Genomic DNA, 18,737 nt, shown 5'->3' on the forward strand with positions numbered 1-18,737 from the left:
ACGCGCTGTTGCACCCGCGAACCCTTGCTCGACCGGGAGTGTAGGAGCCGTCACGCGCAAAGTCAAACGGTATCATATGTCTTATATAAGACAGATGTTTTGCGGAAATTGAGTGGACGAAAAAGTGCGGTTTGTGATGAAATGCGCGCCATGACATCGAACCAGGCGAACACCGCGAATCAGACCGGCGCAGGCGGCCCAGGGCAGCCGGGCGCGGGCGATCCCGCAGCCTCGCCCGCGGCGTCCGCGTCGCCGACGTTCAGCCCGTTATACCAGCAGATCAAGTCACTGATCACGCAAAGTCTCGAATCCGGCGAATGGAAGCCCGGTGAGATCATCCCCAGCGAAGTGGAGCTCGCGGCCCGCTACAAGGTCAGCCAGGGCACCGTGCGCAAGGCGATCGACGAGCTGGCCGCCGAGAACCTCGTGGTCCGGCGGCAGGGCAAGGGCACTTTTGTTGCAACGCACAACGAGGATCGCGCGCAATTCCGCTTCCTGCGTCTGCTGGCCGACGACGGCGCCGAGCACCCGCACGTGAGCCGTCTGCTCGAATGCCGGCGCCTGCGCGCGCCGGCCGAGATCGCGCGGCAGCTCGACCTGAAGCCCGCCGATCCAGTCGTGCAGGTGCGCCGCCTGCTGGAATTCGACGGCGAAGTGACGGTGCTCGACGAGATCTGGCTGCCGGGCGCGATGTTCCGCGGGCTCACGTTCGAGCGGCTGAGCGAGTACAAGGGGCCGCTCTACGCGATGTTCGAGACGGAGTTCGGTACGCGGATGATCCGCGCGACGGAGAAGATCCGCGCGGTGGCGGCGGATCCGGCGGTGGCCGACCTGCTGCACGTGCCGGCGGGCTTCCCGCTGCTGTCGGTCGAGCGCGTGTCCTATACGTACGGGGACCGGCCGGTGGAGGTGCGTCGCGGCTGGTATGTCACAACCGGGTACTACTATCAAAATGACTTGAGCTGACGACGTTCGGCTCAGCCGCGTGCATTCGCGTTTCCCACGCTCGCGAAGCACGTTTCGGGCCGCCTTTGTTCTTGTTCGCGCAATTATCCAGAGCAGACTTTCGCTGCAGCGCGATATAAAAAGGCGCTAAAATCGCGGATTAGTGTGACAACATAGTAGGGGTCTAGCATGACTGACGCAGTAAGAAAGCCGAGGCCGGAATACCGGAACATCGGAATCGGCGACATCACGTTGAAATATCGCATGCCGCTGGCTGCGACATTGTCGATTCTCCATCGTATCAGCGGCGCGCTGCTGTTCCTGTTCCTGCCGTTCCTGCTGTTCCTCTTCGACCAGAGCCTCACCTCCGAGCTCAGCTTCGAAGTCTTCAAGGCTTTCCTCTCCAACATCGTCGTCAAGCTGATCGTCCTCGCGTTGTCGTGGGCCTTCTTCCACCATTTCTGCGCCGGCATTCGCCACCTGCTGATGGACGTCAACCACGACGCCGTCTCGAAGGAAGGCGGCAAGCGGACGGCCGTCGTCGTCTTTGTCGTCTCGATCGCGCTGACGATCGCCATGGCACTCAAACTGTTCGGAGCATTCTAAGAAAATGGCAGCCAATAACCGAATCGGCTCGAAGCGCCTCGTCGTCGGTGCACACTACGGCCTGCGCGACTGGCTCGCGCAGCGCGTCACCGCCACGATCATGGCGGTCTACACGGTCATTCTGCTCGTCCTCTTCTTCGGCGCGCACGATTTCTCGTACGAAGGCTGGGCATCGATCTTCGCCGCGCAATGGATGAAGCTCGCGACCTTCGTGATGCTGCTCTCCCTCTTCTACCACGCATGGGTCGGCGTGCGCGACATCTGGATGGACTACGTGAAGCCCGTCGGTGTGCGCCTGCTGCTGCAATCGCTGACCATCGTCTGGCTGCTCGCATGTGCGGGCTATGCCGCGCAGATTCTCTGGAGAGTGTAAAGAATGGCTGCAATTAAAACTTCCCTCCCGCGCCGCAAGTTCGACGTCGTGATCGTCGGCGCAGGCGGCTCCGGCTTGCGCGCAGCGCTGCAACTGTCGCGCGCGGGCCTGTCGGTCGGCGTGCTGTCGAAGGTGTTCCCGACGCGTTCGCACACGGTCGCCGCGCAAGGCGGCATCGGTGCGTCGCTCGGCAACATGAGCGAAGACAACTGGCACTTCCACTTCTACGACACGATCAAGGGCTCCGACTGGCTCGGCGACCAGGACGCGATCGAATTCATGTGCCGTGAAGCGCCGAACGTCGTGTACGAGCTCGAGCACTTCGGCATGCCGTTCGACCGCAACGCGGACGGCACGATCTACCAGCGCCCGTTCGGCGGCCACACCGCGAACTACGGCGAGAAGCCGGTCCAGCGCGCTTGCGCGGCCGCCGACCGTACCGGTCACGCGCTGCTGCACACGCTGTACCAGCAGAACGTCGAGGCGAAGACGCAGTTCTTCGTCGAATGGATGGCGCTCGACCTGATCCGCGACGCGGACGGCGACGTGCTCGGCGTGACGGCGCTCGAAATGGAGACGGGCGACGTCTACATCATGGAAGGCAAGACGACGCTGTTCGCGACGGGCGGCGCAGGCCGGATCTTCGCGGCATCGACGAACGCGTTCATCAACACCGGCGACGGCCTCGGCATGGCCGCGCGCTCGGGCATCGCGCTGCAGGACATGGAGTTCTGGCAGTTCCACCCGACCGGCGTGGCCGGCGCAGGCGTGCTGATCACCGAAGGCGTGCGCGGCGAGGGCGGCATCCTGCGCAACTCGAACGGCGAGCGCTTCATGGAGCGCTATGCGCCGACGCTGAAGGATCTGGCGCCGCGTGACTTCGTGTCGCGTTCGATGGACCAGGAAATCAAGGAAGGCCGCGGCGTCGGTCCGAACAAGGATCACGTGCTGCTCGACCTGTCGCACATCGGCGCCGAGACGATCATGAAGCGTCTGCCGTCGATCCGCGAAATCGCGCTGAAGTTCGCGAACGTCGACTGCATCAAGGAACCGATCCCGGTCGTCCCGACGATCCACTACCAGATGGGCGGCATCCCGACCAACATCCACGGTCAGGTCGTCGGCACGTCGCGCGATCACAAGGAACCGGTCAACGGCTTCTACGCAGTGGGCGAATGCTCGTGCGTGTCCGTGCACGGCGCGAACCGCCTCGGCACGAACTCGCTGCTGGACCTCGTGGTGTTCGGCCGTGCGGCCGGCAACCACATCGTCGAGCACGTGAAGAACCAGAAGGAACACAAGCCGCTGCCGGCCGACGCAGGCGAATTCTCGCTGGCGCGCCTGGCGAAGCTCGACAAGTCGACGTCGGGCGAATACACGCAGGACGTCGCGAACGATATCCGCTCGACGATGCAGAAGCACGCAGGCGTGTTCCGCACGTCGGAACTGCTGAAGGAAGGCGTCGAGCAGATGGCCGGCCTGAAGGCGCGCGTGGAAAACATCCACCTGAAGGACAAGTCGAAGGTGTTCAACACCGCGCGCGTCGAAGCGCTCGAGCTGGAGAACCTGATCGAAGTCGCCCGCGCGACGATGGTGTCGGCGGAAGCGCGCAAGGAAAGCCGCGGCGCGCACGCGCACAGCGACTACGAACACCGCGACGACGAGAACTGGCTGCGCCACACGCTGTGGTACAGCGAAGGCGATCGCCTCGACTACAAGCCGGTACAAATGAAGCCGCTGACGGTCGAATCCGTGCCGCCGAAGCCGCGCACGTTCTAAGCCGAGTCAAAGGAATCCGAAATGGCAAAACGCATTTTTGAAGTCTACCGCTACGATCCGGACAAGGACGCGGCGCCGCGCATGCAGACGTACGAGCTCGAGATCCAGCATGAACGCATGCTGCTCGACGCACTGGTCAAGCTGAAGGCCCTGGACGAGACGCTGTCGTTCCGCCGTTCCTGCCGCGAAGGCGTGTGCGGCTCGGACGCGATGAACATCAACGGCAAGAACGGTCTCGCGTGCCTGACGAACCTGAACGACCTGCCGCAGAAGATCGTGCTGCGCCCGCTGCCGGGCCTGCCCGTCGTGCGCGACCTGATCGTCGACATGACGCACTTCTTCAACCAGTACCACTCGATCAAGCCGTACCTGATCAACGACGCACCGCCGCCGGAGAAGGAACGCCTGCAGTCGCCGGAAGAGCGCGACGAGCTCGACGGCGTGTACGAGTGCATTCTGTGCGCGAGCTGCTCGACGTCGTGCCCGAGCTTCTGGTGGAACCCGGACAAGTTCGTCGGCCCGGCCGGCCTGCTGCAGGCTTACCGCTTCATCGCGGACAGCCGCGACACGGCCACCGGCGAGCGTCTCGACAATCTGGAAGACCCGTACCGTCTGTTCCGTTGCCACACGATCATGAACTGCGTCGACGTCTGCCCGAAGGGCCTGAACCCGACGAAGGCGATCGGCAAGATCAAGGAACTGATGGTTCGCCGCGCGGTTTAAGGTTGAGATGAGCGACGATTCGCATCAATCCGACCCGCACCGCCGTGCGCGCCTTCGCTGGCGCGCGCGGCGGGGTCTGCTGGAGAACGACATCGTGTTCGAGCGTTTCTTCGGCAGATACGAGCATGACCTCACCGATGCAGACGTAGGCGCGTTGTCGCGCCTGCTCGATCTGAGCGACAACGACCTGATGGACTTGCTCCTCGCGCGCAAGGAACCAGAAGGCGACCTAGACAGCCCGGATGTTCACCGGCTGTTGGAGATGCTGCGCAACGTGTAATCACGTTCCGCCCGTTATCGAATCCCGTTTCTTTATTTCGATTGAGGATGTGCCATGACTCCGTCTGATGTTAAAGCCACGCTATCGTTCAGCGACAACTCGCCGAGCGTCGAACTGCCGATCTACAAGGGCACGATGGGCCCGGACGTGATCGACATCCGCAAGCTGTACGGCCAGACCGGCAAGTTCACGTACGACCCGGGCTTCATGTCGACGGCTTCGTGCAATTCGGCGATCACGTACATCGACGGCGACAAGGGCGAACTGCTGTACCGCGGCTACCCGATCGACAACCTCGCGCAGAACGCCGACTTCCTCGAAAGCTGCTACCTGCTGCTGAAGGGCGAACTGCCGAACGCCGCGCAGAAGAAGGAATTCGTCGACACCGTCACGAAGCACACGATGGTGCACGAGCAGATGCACTTCTTCTTCCGCGGCTTCCGTCGCGACGCGCACCCGATGGCGGTGCTGGTGGCGGCCGTCGGCGCGCTGTCGGCGTTCTATCACGACTCGCTCGACATCAACGATCCGCGTCACCGCGAAGTGTCGGCAATCCGCATGATCGCGAAGCTGCCGACGCTCGTCGCGATGGCGTACAAGTTCAGCATCGGCCAGCCGTTCGTCTATCCGAAGAACGAACTGTCGTACAGCGCGAACTTCATGCACATGATGTTCTCGAACCCGTGCGAAGAGTACAAGGTCAACGACGTGCTGGTCCGCGCGCTCGACCGTATCCTGATTCTGCACGCCGATCACGAGCAGAACGCATCGACGTCGACGGTCCGCCTGGCCGGTTCGTCGGGCGCGAACCCGTTCGCGTGTATCGCGGCCGGTATCGCCTGTCTGTGGGGCCCGGCGCACGGCGGTGCGAACGAAGCCGCGCTGAACATGCTCGAGCAGATCGGTTCGCCGGACAACATCCCCGAATTCATCAAGCAGGTGAAGGACAAGAATTCGGGCGTGAAGCTGATGGGCTTCGGTCACCGCGTGTACAAGAACTACGACCCGCGTGCGAAGCTGATGCGCGAAACGTGCTACGAAGTGCTGAACGAACTGGGCCTGCACGACGACCCGCTGTTCAAGCTCGCGATGCAGCTCGAGAAGATCGCGCTGGAAGACGAATACTTCGTGTCGCGCAAGCTGTACCCGAACGTCGACTTCTACTCGGGCATCGTCCAGCGCGCGCTGGGTATCCCGACGTCGATGTTCACGTGTATCTTCGCGATGGCACGCACGGTCGGCTGGATCGCACAGTGGAACGAAATGATTGCCGATCCGGAACAGAAGATCGGCCGTCCGCGCCAGTTGTTCATCGGCGACACGCCGCGCGAAGCGAAGCCGCTCAACGCACGTTAAACCGTGTGCGACGCGAACGGCCGGCAGGCCGCTCGCGTCGGGCAATCGCAACGCCACGACACCCCGACGGGTCAGCCCGTCGGGGTGTTTTCATTTGCGCGGCCGACGTTGGCCCGATCCGGCGCGGCGCTCCAGCGACGGCGGCCGTGTGTCGAGTGCGGGCGCATCGTCGTCGGGTGCGTGGCCGTGCTGCTTGAAGAACTGCCGGTACGCGCCGGGCGTCGTGCCGCGCGCGGCGAGGAACTGGCGATTGAAGTTCGCGGCGTTCGGAATGCCGCAGCGCGCGGCCACCGTCGCGATCGGCCAGTCGGTGCCGACGAGATGGCGACAGGCATGCGCGAGCCGCAGCCGTTGCACGTAGCGGCCGACACTTTCGCCGAGGTGCCGGACGAACAGCCGTTGCAGCGTGCGTTCGGACAGGTGCGCGACAGCGGCGAGTGCGTCGATGCGCAGCGGTTCGTGGAAATGCCGGTCGATCGCGTCGAGCACGCGATCGAGGCGTTCGGCTTCGGGCGCGGCCGGATCGGCCGGCGATGGCGCACCGTCGCGCTGGCCGTACGCGTGCGCGGTGGCGAGCGGTTCGCCGCCGGCTTCCGCGAGATCGGCAAGCGTGTCGAGCGTGGCCGCGAGCCTCGCGCGCGGCGACGGATCGAGCAACAGCGGCAGGCGCGCGCGCATCGCGCGGGCCGTCTCCACGTCGAAGCGCAGGCCCGGCGCCGCGCGCCGCAGCAGCGAGCGCAGCGGCGCGTATTCGGCGCAGCAGTCGGCCAGCCGCCGCACCCAGTCGCCGTCGAACCAGACGACGAGCGCGACCTCGGGCGCGTCGCGATCGATGCGCGCGTTCGACGACCACGTATGCGGCAGGTTGGGCGGCACGAGCACGAGATCGTCGTCCGCGTAGCGCGCGACATGATCGCCGATGAAGCGCCGGCCGCGGCTGTTGAGCGTCAGCGTCAGCTCGTATTCGGGGTGGCGATGCCACTCGAACGGAATGCGCGCGAGCTGACGGTGATAGACGCGGATCGAACAGCCGGGTGCGAACGTCACGTGTTCGTATTGCGGTTTCATCGCGGCCTCCGGCAGGGGCGGGCAGCGCATCGTGGCATGATCGTGAGCGATCGTCACCACGGAGCGATGCCATGTTTTCACATGTTTGCGTGGGCGTCGGCGATACGGCGCGCGCCTACGACTTCTACGCGCCGCTGTTCGCTGAACTCGGCCTGCGCCTGAAATTCCGCGAACCGGACGGCTGGTCGGGCTGGATGCCGGCCGACGCCGAGCGGCCGCTGTTCTTCTTCGGCAAGCCGCTCGATGGCCGGCCGCCCGAACCGGGCAATGGCCACGCGATCGCGTTCGATGCGCCGACCCGTGCCCACGTCGATCGCTGTCACGCGCTCGCGCTGCGACAGGGCGGCGTCTGCGAAGGGCCGCCGGGCCTGCGGCCGCACTATCACCGCGACTACTACGGCGCCTATTTCCGCGACCCGGACGGCAACAAGCTCTGCGTGGTCTGCCATCGTCGCGAGTGACGCACGATTGTCAGGATTGTATCGATCATTGGCCGGATAGTGGTGATGGCGACCCTGCGCCGACCGTACGCTGACAGCACATCACGACACGCTTCAGCGAGGAGACGACGATGCAACTGACGATTGACGATCTGCCGGCCGCGATCCGCGCGGCCAAACGGGCGCTGCGCGCCGATTTGCCCGGTTATGCGGCCACGTTCCGCGAGCTGGAAGGCGATATCGCACGGCAGGTCGACGCGATCCGCCGCGCGCACGCACATGGCCGCGACGTGATTCCGGCCGTGCCGTTCGCGGATATCGCGGACGGAAAGGTGGATCCGCAGGCGATTGCCGCGATTCGCACGCATGGCGCGGTCGTGATCCGCGGCGTGTTCGATGCCCGGCAGGCGCGCGACTGGAACGACGAAATCGGCGCGTATCTGGACGCGAACCGTTTCGCCGACCGGTTGCACGCGCGCGCGGAAGACCGCTATTTCGGCAACCTCGCGTCGGGCAAGCCGCAGATCTACGGCGTTTATTGGTCGAAGCCGCAGGTCGCCGCGCGCCAGTCGCCGGCACTCACGCAGGCGCGAGTGTTCCTGAATCGCCTGTGGCGGCATGCGGACGGCGCACGTATGCATTTCGATCCCGACCAGGTGCCCGCCTATGCGGACCGGATTCGCCGCCGGCCGCCCGGCTCGACGTCGCTTGGGCTGTCGCCGCATGTCGACGGTGGCTCCGTCGAGCGCTGGCTCGGCGCGAATTTTCGCCAGGTCTATCGTCACGTGCTGGCCGGCCGCTGGCGCGATTACGATCCGTTCGATGCGGCGTTCCGTCCCGACGTCGAGGAGATTCCGTCGCCGGCCGTGTGCTCGATGTTCCGCACGTTCCAGGGCTGGACCGCGCTGACGCCGCAGGGGCCCGGCGACGGCACGCTGCAGCTGATCCCGATCGCGAACGCGATGGCCTATGTCGTGCTGCGTGCGCTGCAGGACGACGTCGCCGACGACGACCTGTGCGGCGCACGTCCCGGCCGCGCGCTGTCGATCCGGCCCGAATGGCATGCGCTGCTGCTCGACGCGCTGGTGCCGATCCCGCACATGGCGCCGGGCGACGCGGTGTTCTGGCACGGCGATGTCGTGCATGCGGTCGAGGATGCGCATCGCGGCAGCGGCGACAGCAACGTGATGTACATCGCCGCCGCGCCCGGCTGCGCGAAAAACGATGCGTACCTGCAACGCCAGCGCTCCGCGTTCCTGCGTGGCGACAGTCCGCCCGATTTCCCGGCCGATCATTTCGAGGTCGAATTCGACGGGCGCGCGGGGGAGGGCGAGTTGACGGCGCTCGGCCGTGCGCAGATGGGATTCGAGCCCGGCGCGTAACGCGCGTGCGGCAGGCGAAACGGCCGTGCCCGACACGGCGAGCGGCCCGTCTGCCGAATCCGCTGCGTGGTGCGCGCAATTCGACGCAATCGGCTGCCGGTGCCGCCGAAATCGACGCGAATTGCACAATTTGGCTTCCGATAATGGTCCGGACACCACGCCGCCCGCCCGTGCGCCGCACGGATGCGGTGCAGACCATGGAGGAGTCGATGCAATTCACGCAAGCGATCGTTCGCCGTCCCGCGCCGTCCTGCGGCGCGGGTCTCACCACCGCCGCGCTCGGCGCGCCCGACTACGACAAGACGCTCATGCAGTTCGACGCATACTGCGACGCGCTGCGCGGGCTCGGCGTCGAGCTGACCGAACTGCCGCCGCTGGATGCGTTTCCCGATTCGCATTTCGTCGAGGACGTCGCCGTCGTCACGCCGGAATTCGCGGTGATCACGCGCCCCGGCGCGCCCGCCCGGCGCGGCGAGACGGTTCATATCGAAGCGGCGCTCGCCGCCCATCGCGACCTGCTGCCGATGCAGTCCGGCCGCCTCGACGGCGGCGACGTGATGCTGGTCGGCAAGCGCTTCTTCATCGGCCTGACGAGCCGCACCGACGCGGAAGGCATCGCCGCGTTCGACACGCTGGTGTCGCGCCATGGCTACTCGGTCGTCGCGGTGCCGGTCGGCGCCGGCCTGCACCTGAAATCGGTCGTCAACGCGCTCGGCGACGACACGCTGCTCGTCACGGAAGCGCTCGCCGCGCATCCGGCGTTCGCCGGCTATCGGCGTATCGCGATTTCCGCGGCGGACGAATATGCCGGCAACACGCTGCGCGTGAACGGCACGCTGATCACGCCGGCCGGTTATCCGCGCGTGCATGACGCGATCGCGTCGCTCGGCATGCCGCTGCACGTGATCGACACGAGCGAGTTCCGCAAGATGGACGGCGGCCTGACCTGCCTGTCGCTGCGGTTCTAGCCGATTGGCGCGCGACCGCTTCGGCCGGATAATGTGGCTCATGCGCGGAACGGCAGACGTTCCGCGCATGAGCCACGACCCGACCGGAGCGAACGCGGATGACCGACAAGAAGATGCAGCTCGACAAGATCGATCTCCGGATCCTCGACATCCTGCGGACCGACGGGCGAATTTCCTACCGCAAGCTGTCGGAACTCGTGAACCTCACGCCGCGCCCCTGCCAGGCGCGCGTGGAGCGGCTCGAGGCGCTCGGCGTGATCGAAGGGTACCGCGCGGTGATCAATGCGCCGCGCGCGACCAAGCCGATCGTCGTGATCGCGCAGATCGTACTGGCTGACCACGGACGTTCGCAGGCGCCGTTCGAGGAGGAAATGCGCGCGAATCCGGCCGTGCTCGATTGCTGGCTCGTCAGCGGCACGTTCGATTTTCTCGTGCGGCTCGCGTGCGAGGATCTCGACGAATACCGGCGAATCGCGAACGCGTGGCTGGAAAGCTCGCGATTCCGGATCGAGAAGATCGTGACGACGGCCGAACTGCAGGCGATCAAGCGCAGCGTCGTGTGAGGCGACCGGCCCGGCAGGGCCGTTTTCAACGCGAATGACCGGGGCAATCGATTTGCATTCCAAATCAAATCGGTTGGCCGGGTCACCATCAGGATGAACACTATGGATGCTATGCAAGCGGCAGCGGAGACGGCCGAGCCGTCCGGGGCGACGCTGAAACGCCGTCTGCAGGGCCGCCACATCGCGATGATCGCGATCGGCGGCTCGATCGGCACGGGGCTGTTCGTCGCGTCAGGCGCGTCCGTCGCGCAGGCGGGGCCGGGCGGCGCGATCGCCGCGTATCTCGCGATCGGGATCATGGTCTACTTCGTCGTTACGGGGCTTGGCGAGATGGCCGCGCTGATGCCGGTATCGGGCTCGTTCGCGATCTACGGCGAGAAGTACGTCGACGAAGGGTTCGGCGTCGCGCTCGGCTGGACTTACTGGTACAGCTGGGCGGTGACGATCGCGATCGAGCTGGTCGCCGCGCAGATCGTGATGCGCTACTGGTTTCCGGCGGTGCCGGGCGTGTGGTGGGGTGCGGGGTTCCTCGTGCTGATCTTCCTGCTCAATACGCTGTCGGTGCGCGGCTTCGGCGAATCGGAATACTGGTTCTCGCTGATCAAGGTCGTCACCGTGATCGCGTTCATCGCGGCCGGGCTGTCGATCGCGGCCGGCGTGCTCGGCACCGGGCATACCGGCAGCGGGCATATCGGCGCCGGCCATCCGGTCGGCTGGCGCAACTTCACGACCGGCGACGCGCCGTTCGTCGGCGGCGTGCACGCGATGATGAGCGTCGCGCTGATCGCGGGTTTTTCGTTCCTCGGCACCGAGCTGGTCGGCATCACGGCCGGCGAATCGGAAAACCCGCGCACGACGATTCCGCGCGCGGTGAAGCAAATCTTCTGGCGGATCATGCTGTTCTACGTGCTCGCGATCTTCGTGATCGGCCTGCTCGTACCGTACACCGATCCGAACCTGCTGAAGAGCGACGTGACCGACATCGGCGTGAGCCCGTTTACGCTGGTGTTCAGCCACGCGGGGTTCCCGCTCGCCGCCGGCGCGATGAATCTGGTGATCCTGACGGCCGTGCTGTCGGCCGGCAATTCCGGTACCTACGCGGCGACGCGGATGCTGTACAACCTCGCATCGGAAGGGCGCGCGCCGGCCATGTTCGCGACGCTGTCGCCGGGCGGCGTGCCGCGCAACGCGCTGTACGCGACGATGGCCGTCGGCGGGCTGTGTTTCCTCACGTCGTTGACCAACAACCAGCGCATCTATCTGTGGTTGCTGAATACGGTCGGCATCACCGGCTTCATCGCGTGGCTCGGCATCGCGGTCTGCCATTACCGATTTCGCAAGGGCTTCCTGAAGCAGGGCTATAGGCTCGATCGACTGCCGTATCGCGCGAAGTGGTTTCCGTTCGGGCCGCTGTTCGCGATCGCGGTCTGCATCGTGATTTCGCTCGGTCAGGATTACCAGGCGTTCTTCGCGGCGCGCATCGACTGGATGGAGGTGGTGTCGATCTATGTGTGGATTCCGCTGTTCGTCGCGATCTGGTGGGCGTATCGCCGCGCGCGCAAGAGCCGGCTCGTGCGCTACGAGGAGATGGACATCGGGCCGTGGCTCACGCGCTCGGTCGAGGCCGTCGACGCGGCGGCCGTGCAGCATGGGCAGCCGCACTGATCGCCCGCTGCGCGGCGCGGCGATGGAGCCGGCCGAATCGGATGGCCGGCTGCCGTTGAAACGTGTCGCGCCGCCCCGCGCGTTCAGCGCGTCTGCTGCAACTGCGCCTTCATGAAATCCACCCACGCGCGCACTTTCTGCGGCACGTGCCGCGCCGCGACGTACAACGCGTAGACGTTTTGCCGCGGAAAGCGGTATGCGGGCAGCGCGTCGACCAGCGCACCGCTTGCGAGATCGTCGCGCACGAGCCATTCGGGCAGCAGCGCGACGCCGCTGCCCTGGCGCGCCAGTTCGCACAGCACCGACGCGTTGTCGACGACGATGCGCGGTTTCGCGTGCGGCCGGAACGCATGCTCGTTGCCCGCGCGATCGGTGAGCGTCCATTCCGCGATTCGTTCGAGCCGGCTGTGGCCGAGCTGCGGCAGACGCGCCAAAGCGTCCGGCGACGCCGGTTGCGGAACGCCGGCGCGTGCCGGCAGGTCGGGCGCCATCACGGGCAGCACGTCGTACGTGCCGAGGCAGACGCCGCGATACGGCAGCTCGCGAAAGTGCTCGTGGCGGCCGAGCCGGATCGCGACGTCGAAGCGGTCGCGCACGAGGTCTGCCTGTGACGTATGCGTTTCGAGCCGGACGCGCAACGCCGGATGCCGCGCGGTAAATGCATGCAGCGCCGGTGCGAGGATGCGTGCCGCATATTCGACCGTCGACGTCACGCGCAGGATGCCCTCCATCCCGCCATGTTCGCCGCGCACCTCGTCGATCGCGCCTTCGGCTTCGTCGAGCACGCGCAGGCAGCGTCGGTAGAACCGCTCGCCGGCATCGGTCAGCTCGACGCGCCGCGTGGTGCGCGTGAGCAGCGTCACGCCTAGCTCGGCTTCGAGCTGCTTGATGTTGAAGCTGACGGCCGCGCGTGCCTGGTTCAGCGTGATCGCGGCGGCCGTGAACGAGCCCGCCTCGACCACGGCGCGGAAGACGACGAAACGATCGAGGCTCACCATGGTCGGGGCGCGGTCCTGTGGGTGCATGGAATCGCCCGAAGGGTACCCGAATATGCGGTCGCGTGCGATGCGTCGAGCATTGCGGCGTGGCCGTACATGATCCGATTGTCAAAATTTTTCGACCGGACCGGTCGAATCCGGCCGCTTACCGGCCCGGCTGTCGGCCTCTACACTGCGGCGTTTCGTGATGCCCCGGCCGCCGCCATGCCAGACCGCTCCAGAATCGCCGCCGTCTATCTGCTCGGATTCGCGATCGATCTCGCGAACATGTTCATGCTGAACGCCGCGTATCCGGCGCTGCAGCGCGAGCTGCACGCATCGGTCGCGCAGCTTGCGTGGGTCGGCAACATGTACGTGCTCGGGCTGACCGTCGTGATTCCGTTCGGCACGTGGCTGGCGCGTCGCTGCGGCGAGCGGCGCGTGTTCGGCGCATCGTTGCTGCTGTTCGGGGTCGGCTGCGCGGGCGTCGGTGCGGCGCCGTCGATCGACGCGCTGCTCGTGTGGCGGCTGGTCCAGGGGCTGGGCGGCGGGTTGCTGATTCCGGTCGGCCAGACGATCGCCTATCGCGCGTATCCGCCGCACGCACACGCGCGCCTCACGTCGATCGTGATGATGGTCGCATTGCTCGTGCCGGCATTGTCGCCCGCGATCGGCGGCGCGATCGTCGATCGCGGCTCGTGGCGTGCGATCTTCTTCGCCATGGTGCCGATTGCGGCTGCGACCGAGGCGCTCGCGCTGGCATGGCTGCCGCGCGACGGCGCACGCGAGCGGCCTGCGCGGCTCGACTGGCGCGGGCTCGGCCTGAGCGCGGCGGCGCTGGTCGCGCTGCTGCTGGGGCTTACCGCGGCGGGGCAGCCCGGCGGGACGGCATTTCCGTGCGCGATGCTGGCGGCCGCGGCGGCAGCCGGCATCGGTTATGTGCGACACGCGCGCCGTGCGACCTCCCCGCTGCTCGACCTGCGTCTGCTCGCGCAACCGTGGTTGCGGGCCGGCGTGGTGGTTTATCTCTGCGTGCCGGGCGTCTTTACCGGCGTCAATCTCGTCGCGTCGCTGTATCTGCAGAACGCCCTCGCATTGAGCGCCGCGCATGTCGGCGCGCTGATGCTGCCGTGGGCGATCGCGGCGTTCTTCGCGATCGCGACGACACGCCGCTGTTTTCCGCGCCATGGCGCGAAGCCATTGTTCGCGTGCGGAATCGCGATCGATTGTGTCGGCATCGCGTTGCTCGCGACGCCGTGGGCGCGCGTCGAAGCCATGCGCGTCGCGGCGTTCGTCGCGATGGGATTCGGCGCCAGCCTGTGCACGAGTGCGTCGCAAAGCGCGGCATTCGCCGATGTGTCGCCCGATCGGATGGGCGATGCGAGCGCGCTCTGGAACATCAACCGCCAATTGAGCTTTTGTGTCGGCGTGGCCGTGCTCGGCAGTGCGCTGAATGCGTTGCTGGCGCTCGATGCAGGCCCGCCGTCGCCGGCCCCGTACCGCTGGTGCTTCGGGCTGGCGGTGCTGCTGACGTTGCTGCCGCTCGGCTGCGTCGTGCGGCTTCCCGCGCATCGCACGCCGGCCGTGCAAGCTGTTTCATCCCGCCCCTGAGAACCCGAGAACCCGAGAACCCGAGAACCCGAGAACCCGAGAACCCGAGAACCCGAGAACCCGAGAACCCGAGAACCCGAGAACCCGAGAACCCGAGAACCCGAGAACCCGAGAACCCGAGAACCCGAGAACCCGAGAACCCGAGAACCCGAGAACCCAAGAACCCAAGAACCCGAGAACCCGAGAACCCGAGAACCCGAGAACCCGAGAACCCGAGAACCCAAGAACCCAAGAACCCAAGAACCCAAGAACCTGAGAACCTGAGAACCTGAGAACCCCATGAATCTGCCGAATCCGTTTTTCAATGAAGTCGTCGACACGCACGTCGATATCGAACGCTGGCTGTCGGGCCGCGCGGAGCCCGGGCGGCTCGCGATGCTGATGGCGCGCTTTTCGCCGGGATTTTCGATGATCACGACGTCCGGCACGGTGCTCGATTACGCGGGCGTCGATGCGCTGTTTTCACGCGGGCACGGCGCGCGGCCCGGGCTCGTGATCGGCATCGACGAATTGCGCGCCCTTGCGGTGTGGTCCGACGGCGCGGTGATCGGCTATCGCGAGACGCAGACCGACATGGAAGGGCGGCGCACGGTGCGCCGCTCGACGGCGTTGTTCCGGCGCGAAGCGGACGGCGTGATCGTATGGCGCCACCTGCACGAGACGCCGGTCGCCGCGTAGACGGCGAGCTGCGCGCCCGCGGGGCCGTTACTTGTCGAGCTCGGGATAGTGCCGGAAGATCCCCATGTCGTTGAACGGGATGCGGCGCTCCGATTCCAGGTAGCGCGCGACGGGCGGGTGCTGCGCGACGCGATCGTGCAGCGCGACGAGCGCCGCGATCTTGCGCTCCGCGCGCTTCATCGCTTTCGGAAACGCATAGCGCAGGCCCTCGATCAACTGGAACATCGTCAGATCCGCATAGCTGAGCGCGTTACCCGCGATATAGCCGTTCTCGTGCGGATTCTGTTCGAGCACGCGATCGAAGTAGCCGAGGAATTTCGGCAGCCTGTTCTCGAGGAAATCGGCCGCGCGCTCGGCCGCTTCCGCTTTCTGGTCCTCGTAGTACAGGCCGCTGCCGATCGGATGGTGCGTGTCGTGGATCTCGGTGATGAAATCGGCGGCGGTCAGCTGGATCTGGTGTACCCACAGCCGGCCGGCTTCGTCGTCGGGCGCGAGCCCGAGCCGCGCGCCGAGAAACAGCAGGATGTTCGCGGTCTGCCCGACGACCACGTCGCCCGCCTTCAGGAACGGCGGCGCGAACGGCACGCATTCCGCTTTCGTGCTGTCCATCATGCGCATCATCGCCGACACGCCCATGCCGCGCCCCGATTCGCGCGCGACGTCGACATAGTCGGCTTCGGCCGCCTCGAGCGCGAGCCGCACGTATTCGCCGCGTCCCTGGATCTCGGGCCAGTAATAGAGTTCGTATCGCATACTGTTCTCCTGTTCGTTGCACCGGATGCTGCCGGCTGCTTGACGGTGGGGCGGCCATGCGGCGCCCGCTGCGAATAGACAGTCTAGGAGATCGCCGGAAAAGTGCCCTGCGCGTCGTGCGTTACGCGCCGCGTTCGCCGCCTTCGGGGCCGTAGAACAACACCCATGTCGAGAAATCGTCGGAGAAGCCGGTGAAGCGATGCTCGGCGTGCGCGGGCACGAACAGCGCGTCGCCGATCACGACGTCGCATGCGCGTCCGTCGACGACGAAGCGCGACGTGCCGGCGGCGATCACGTCGACCTCGTCGCGCGCATGCGGTTTCTGCTCGTCCTCGATGCGCGGCTCGTACCGCCCGACGTCGCGCGTGCCATGCCGAAACGGCGTCGTGAACAGCGTGCTTCGTCGAGCCGAGCAAGCGATTCGTTCAGGCCGAACGCCATCGTCGTGTGCTCCGGATCGGATCGTGGGAACGTGCGTTGCGCCGTCGTATCGCGAAATCCGGAGAGGACCGTGCCGTGCGCGACGATGCCCGCGCATCGCGTGCGTGCCACCGGTGAAACGGCGGCTGCGTTCGCTCGCCACGGATGAAACGCACGCGTCCGTCGATGAAACGGCACGACGATCGTCAGCCTTCGATCGACAGGTTCACCGCCATTTAATAAACGCCCACTACGATCCAGCATCGTCGATCGACGGGGTGCCGCGATCCGCTCCGCGCGTCGATCCTGTCGCCCGTTTTCCAGCCGGGCGACGTGCCCGATGGTCATTTCCCTGAACCCGCGATTTGCAACGCCGCGACTTGCTGCCGGCGTCGTTCGCATCGTTTCCTGTCTCTTATGAATCTGAATGCGTCGGTTTCTTCACGAAGAAAATTTCTTGCTGCCGCACCCGCCGTTGCGGCAGCTCCGTTGCTGAGCGCATGCGGCGGCGACGACGTCACGTCGGCACCCGTGACCGATAGCGCGCTCGCCGCGCAGATGTCCGCGAAACTGAACGCCCAGCTCGGCGATGCGGCGACAGTCGATGCGATCGTGCCGGCGATCACCGATGTCGGCTTCACGTGGGCGCTGCCGACGGTGCCGGCCGCACGGATCGGCGCGATCGTCGCGTACAGCTTCGGCAATCGTCCGAACGCGGCGAGCGGCAATACATCGAGCACCGGCGGCAACCAGTCGGCGCTGCCGGATCCGGGGCCGGTGAACGAAGCGCTCGCGGACGCCGTGTACCGCATCCGCCAGTTGAAACCCGTCAAGGTCTACGCACAGTGGGAAATCGCGCGCTTTCTCGTATCGAAATACGGGCTGGGCGCCGACGTGCTGACGTCGATCGAGCCGGTGATCGCGAGCGACGGTTCGATCGTGTACCTGAGCACCGCGGGTGTCGCGGCCGTGGCCGTATCGCGCGCGGGCGGTGCGGCGGCGATGGGCACGGTTGCGGTGGTCGGCCATCGCGATCATGCGAAGCGCTGCATCCAGACCTCGCAGCAGGCGGGCATGCAGGCGGCGGCGGTTGCCGAGGTGCCGCTGCCGACGACGTACGACCCGCAGTCGGGCCAGCCGTGGACGCGCAACCGCAGCCTCTATCTCGTACACGACATGTATGCGCAGATGCTGACGCACGCGATGACCGCGACGATGCAGGCTTTCCCGAAGGGCTGATGCTCCTCGTTGTTTTTCATTCGAATCCCGTGACCATGACGAACCGCCGCCATTTCCTGGCCTCTACCTCATTGCTCGCCGCATCGTGTGCCGCCGCCGCACCCGCTTTCGCGAGCGACGCCCCCGTTTCCGATGCGGAACTGCAGCGCCAGATGCTCGGCAAGCTGACCGACGAACTGAACGATCGCGCGACCGCCGCCGACGAAACCGGTTACCTGCTCGACACGTTTTTCTCTTGGACGCCGCCGACCGTCGACGCCGCCGCGATCGACACGATCGTCGCGTTCGCCTTCGGGAATCGCGCCGGGGCATCGGCCGCCGCGCCGGTGCCGGGGCCCGTGAACGAGGCGATCGCCGATGCCGTGTTCCAGCTTCGGCAGAAAGTCGCGGCGCCGATTTTCGCGCAGCAGGAAGTCGCGAGCGTGCTCGCGTCGAAGTACGGACTGACGGCCGGCGTGACGTCGATCGCGACGCCCGCCGCGGTCGCGGGCAGCCCGATACCGACGCCCGATGGCGTGGCCGCCGCGATCGTCAGGCGGGCCGGCTCGGCCGCGGCGCTCGGCAAGGTCGGCGTGGTCACCCATCGCGATCAGGCGTCGATTGCCGTGCGCGTATCGAACGCGGCGGGGATGCAGGCGGCGGTGCCGGCGGGACTGTCGCTGCCGGGCGTCTACGACGCATCGGCGCAGCAGGCGGCGATGCGGCGGCGCGATCTTTACCTGATGAGCAATGCCGGCATGCAGCTCGCGATGCTGCGGCTCGATCTGATCAATCGCGAATATCCGAACGGCTAGGCGAGGGCACGGATACGGGCGCCGCACGCGCGCTCGCCGCGCGCCGGCTCGTGCGTGCCCCGTTTTGGCTGGTAATGCCGATACAGGTATTGGCACTACCAGCCAAACCACTGTTTT

At 66.1% G+C, this 18,737-nt stretch carries 21 protein-coding genes; 16 read left to right on the forward strand and 5 right to left on the reverse strand.

Going from position 1 to position 18,737, the window contains the following annotated elements; all coding sequences use genetic code 11:
* Positions 1-141: 141 nt before the first annotated feature.
* The 7 genes from WT97_RS17990 (at position 142) to gltA (ending at position 6,062) form a co-directional block, all read left to right on the forward strand.
* Complete coding sequence (locus WT97_RS17990) at positions 142-966, forward strand: GntR family transcriptional regulator (RefSeq protein WP_082741959.1); 825 nt, start codon at positions 142-144, stop codon at positions 964-966.
* Between the two features lie 168 nt (positions 967-1,134).
* Positions 1,135-1,551 (forward strand): succinate dehydrogenase, cytochrome b556 subunit, encoded by a 417-nt coding sequence (gene sdhC / locus WT97_RS17995; protein WP_034205188.1) that lies wholly within the window; start codon positions 1,135-1,137, stop codon positions 1,549-1,551.
* 4 nt (positions 1,552-1,555) lie between these two features.
* A complete protein-coding gene (sdhD, locus tag WT97_RS18000; protein WP_006487767.1) occupies positions 1,556-1,924 on the forward strand; it encodes a succinate dehydrogenase, hydrophobic membrane anchor protein in 369 nt (122 codons plus the stop codon).
* A gap of 3 nt (positions 1,925-1,927) precedes the next feature.
* Complete coding sequence (sdhA, locus tag WT97_RS18005) at positions 1,928-3,703, forward strand: succinate dehydrogenase flavoprotein subunit (protein WP_059501162.1); 1,776 nt, start codon at positions 1,928-1,930, stop codon at positions 3,701-3,703.
* Positions 3,704-3,724: 21 nt separating this feature from the next.
* The gene (locus WT97_RS18010) at positions 3,725-4,426 is read left to right on the forward strand and encodes a succinate dehydrogenase iron-sulfur subunit (RefSeq protein WP_006479352.1); all 702 of its coding nucleotides are present in this window, start codon (positions 3,725-3,727) and stop codon (positions 4,424-4,426) included.
* Between the two features lie 7 nt (positions 4,427-4,433).
* Positions 4,434-4,706, forward strand: a complete 273-nt coding sequence (locus tag WT97_RS18015; RefSeq protein WP_034205186.1) for a succinate dehydrogenase assembly factor 2 — start codon at positions 4,434-4,436, stop codon at positions 4,704-4,706.
* Between the two features lie 54 nt (positions 4,707-4,760).
* Positions 4,761-6,062, forward strand: a complete 1,302-nt coding sequence (gene gltA, locus WT97_RS18020) for a citrate synthase (RefSeq protein WP_034205185.1) — start codon at positions 4,761-4,763, stop codon at positions 6,060-6,062.
* 90 nt (positions 6,063-6,152) lie between these two features.
* Here gltA and WT97_RS18025 read toward each other — a convergent pair whose 3' ends face one another.
* Positions 6,153-7,130, reverse strand: a complete 978-nt coding sequence (locus WT97_RS18025; protein ID WP_060354076.1) for an AraC family transcriptional regulator — start codon at positions 7,128-7,130, stop codon at positions 6,153-6,155.
* 71 nt (positions 7,131-7,201) lie between these two features.
* On the opposite strand from WT97_RS18025, the gene WT97_RS18030 reads away from it, so the two are divergent.
* From WT97_RS18030 to WT97_RS18050, 5 genes are all read left to right on the forward strand, one after another.
* Complete coding sequence (locus WT97_RS18030) at positions 7,202-7,591, forward strand: VOC family protein (protein WP_060353964.1); 390 nt, start codon at positions 7,202-7,204, stop codon at positions 7,589-7,591.
* 110 nt (positions 7,592-7,701) lie between these two features.
* Positions 7,702-8,952 carry a DUF1479 domain-containing protein gene (locus WT97_RS18035; protein ID WP_059501160.1) on the forward strand — a complete coding sequence of 417 codons (1,251 nt, stop codon included), beginning with the start codon at positions 7,702-7,704 and terminating at the stop codon, positions 8,950-8,952.
* Positions 8,953-9,161: 209 nt separating this feature from the next.
* Positions 9,162-9,920, forward strand: coding sequence for a dimethylarginine dimethylaminohydrolase family protein (locus WT97_RS18040; RefSeq protein WP_060354077.1), 759 nt, complete (start codon positions 9,162-9,164; stop codon positions 9,918-9,920).
* 98 nt (positions 9,921-10,018) lie between these two features.
* Positions 10,019-10,483, forward strand: a complete 465-nt coding sequence (locus tag WT97_RS18045; RefSeq protein WP_059793942.1) for an Lrp/AsnC family transcriptional regulator — start codon at positions 10,019-10,021, stop codon at positions 10,481-10,483.
* A gap of 102 nt (positions 10,484-10,585) precedes the next feature.
* Positions 10,586-12,148: an amino acid permease gene (locus WT97_RS18050; protein WP_060353965.1), complete on the forward strand. Its 1,563-nt coding sequence runs from the start codon at positions 10,586-10,588 to the stop codon at positions 12,146-12,148.
* 83 nt (positions 12,149-12,231) lie between these two features.
* On the opposite strand, the gene WT97_RS18055 is transcribed toward WT97_RS18050, so the two are convergent.
* Positions 12,232-13,146 carry a LysR family transcriptional regulator gene (locus tag WT97_RS18055; RefSeq protein ID WP_060353966.1) on the reverse strand — a complete coding sequence of 305 codons (915 nt, stop codon included), beginning with the start codon at positions 13,144-13,146 and terminating at the stop codon, positions 12,232-12,234.
* Between the two features lie 204 nt (positions 13,147-13,350).
* Between WT97_RS18055 and WT97_RS18060 the strand changes: the two genes are divergently transcribed.
* The gene (locus WT97_RS18060) at positions 13,351-14,736 is read left to right on the forward strand and encodes an MFS transporter (RefSeq protein ID WP_060353967.1); all 1,386 of its coding nucleotides are present in this window, start codon (positions 13,351-13,353) and stop codon (positions 14,734-14,736) included.
* Positions 14,737-15,015: 279 nt separating this feature from the next.
* Positions 15,016-15,414 (forward strand): hypothetical protein, encoded by a 399-nt coding sequence (locus tag WT97_RS18065; protein ID WP_059783990.1) that lies wholly within the window; start codon positions 15,016-15,018, stop codon positions 15,412-15,414.
* A gap of 27 nt (positions 15,415-15,441) precedes the next feature.
* Here WT97_RS18065 and WT97_RS18070 read toward each other — a convergent pair whose 3' ends face one another.
* From WT97_RS18070 to WT97_RS34935, 3 genes are all read right to left on the reverse strand, one after another.
* Positions 15,442-16,167 (reverse strand): glutathione S-transferase, encoded by a 726-nt coding sequence (locus tag WT97_RS18070; protein WP_059783988.1) that lies wholly within the window; start codon positions 16,165-16,167, stop codon positions 15,442-15,444.
* Between the two features lie 121 nt (positions 16,168-16,288).
* Positions 16,289-16,462: a hypothetical protein gene (locus WT97_RS34930; protein ID WP_257128512.1), complete on the reverse strand. Its 174-nt coding sequence runs from the start codon at positions 16,460-16,462 to the stop codon at positions 16,289-16,291.
* Positions 16,459-16,935 (reverse strand): hypothetical protein, encoded by a 477-nt coding sequence (locus WT97_RS34935; RefSeq protein WP_257128513.1) that lies wholly within the window; start codon positions 16,933-16,935, stop codon positions 16,459-16,461. The genes WT97_RS34930 and WT97_RS34935 overlap by 4 nt, the downstream gene beginning before the upstream one ends.
* A gap of 69 nt (positions 16,936-17,004) precedes the next feature.
* Between WT97_RS34935 and WT97_RS18080 the strand changes: the two genes are divergently transcribed.
* Positions 17,005-17,826 carry a hypothetical protein gene (locus WT97_RS18080; RefSeq protein ID WP_060353968.1) on the forward strand — a complete coding sequence of 274 codons (822 nt, stop codon included), beginning with the start codon at positions 17,005-17,007 and terminating at the stop codon, positions 17,824-17,826.
* Positions 17,827-17,861: 35 nt separating this feature from the next.
* The gene (locus tag WT97_RS18085; protein ID WP_060353969.1) at positions 17,862-18,620 is read left to right on the forward strand and encodes a hypothetical protein; all 759 of its coding nucleotides are present in this window, start codon (positions 17,862-17,864) and stop codon (positions 18,618-18,620) included.
* Positions 18,621-18,737 lie beyond the last annotated feature (117 nt).

Source organism: Burkholderia sp. MSMB1459WGS (genome assembly GCF_001534535.1).
In the GTDB taxonomy this organism is placed as follows: domain Bacteria; phylum Pseudomonadota; class Gammaproteobacteria; order Burkholderiales; family Burkholderiaceae; genus Burkholderia.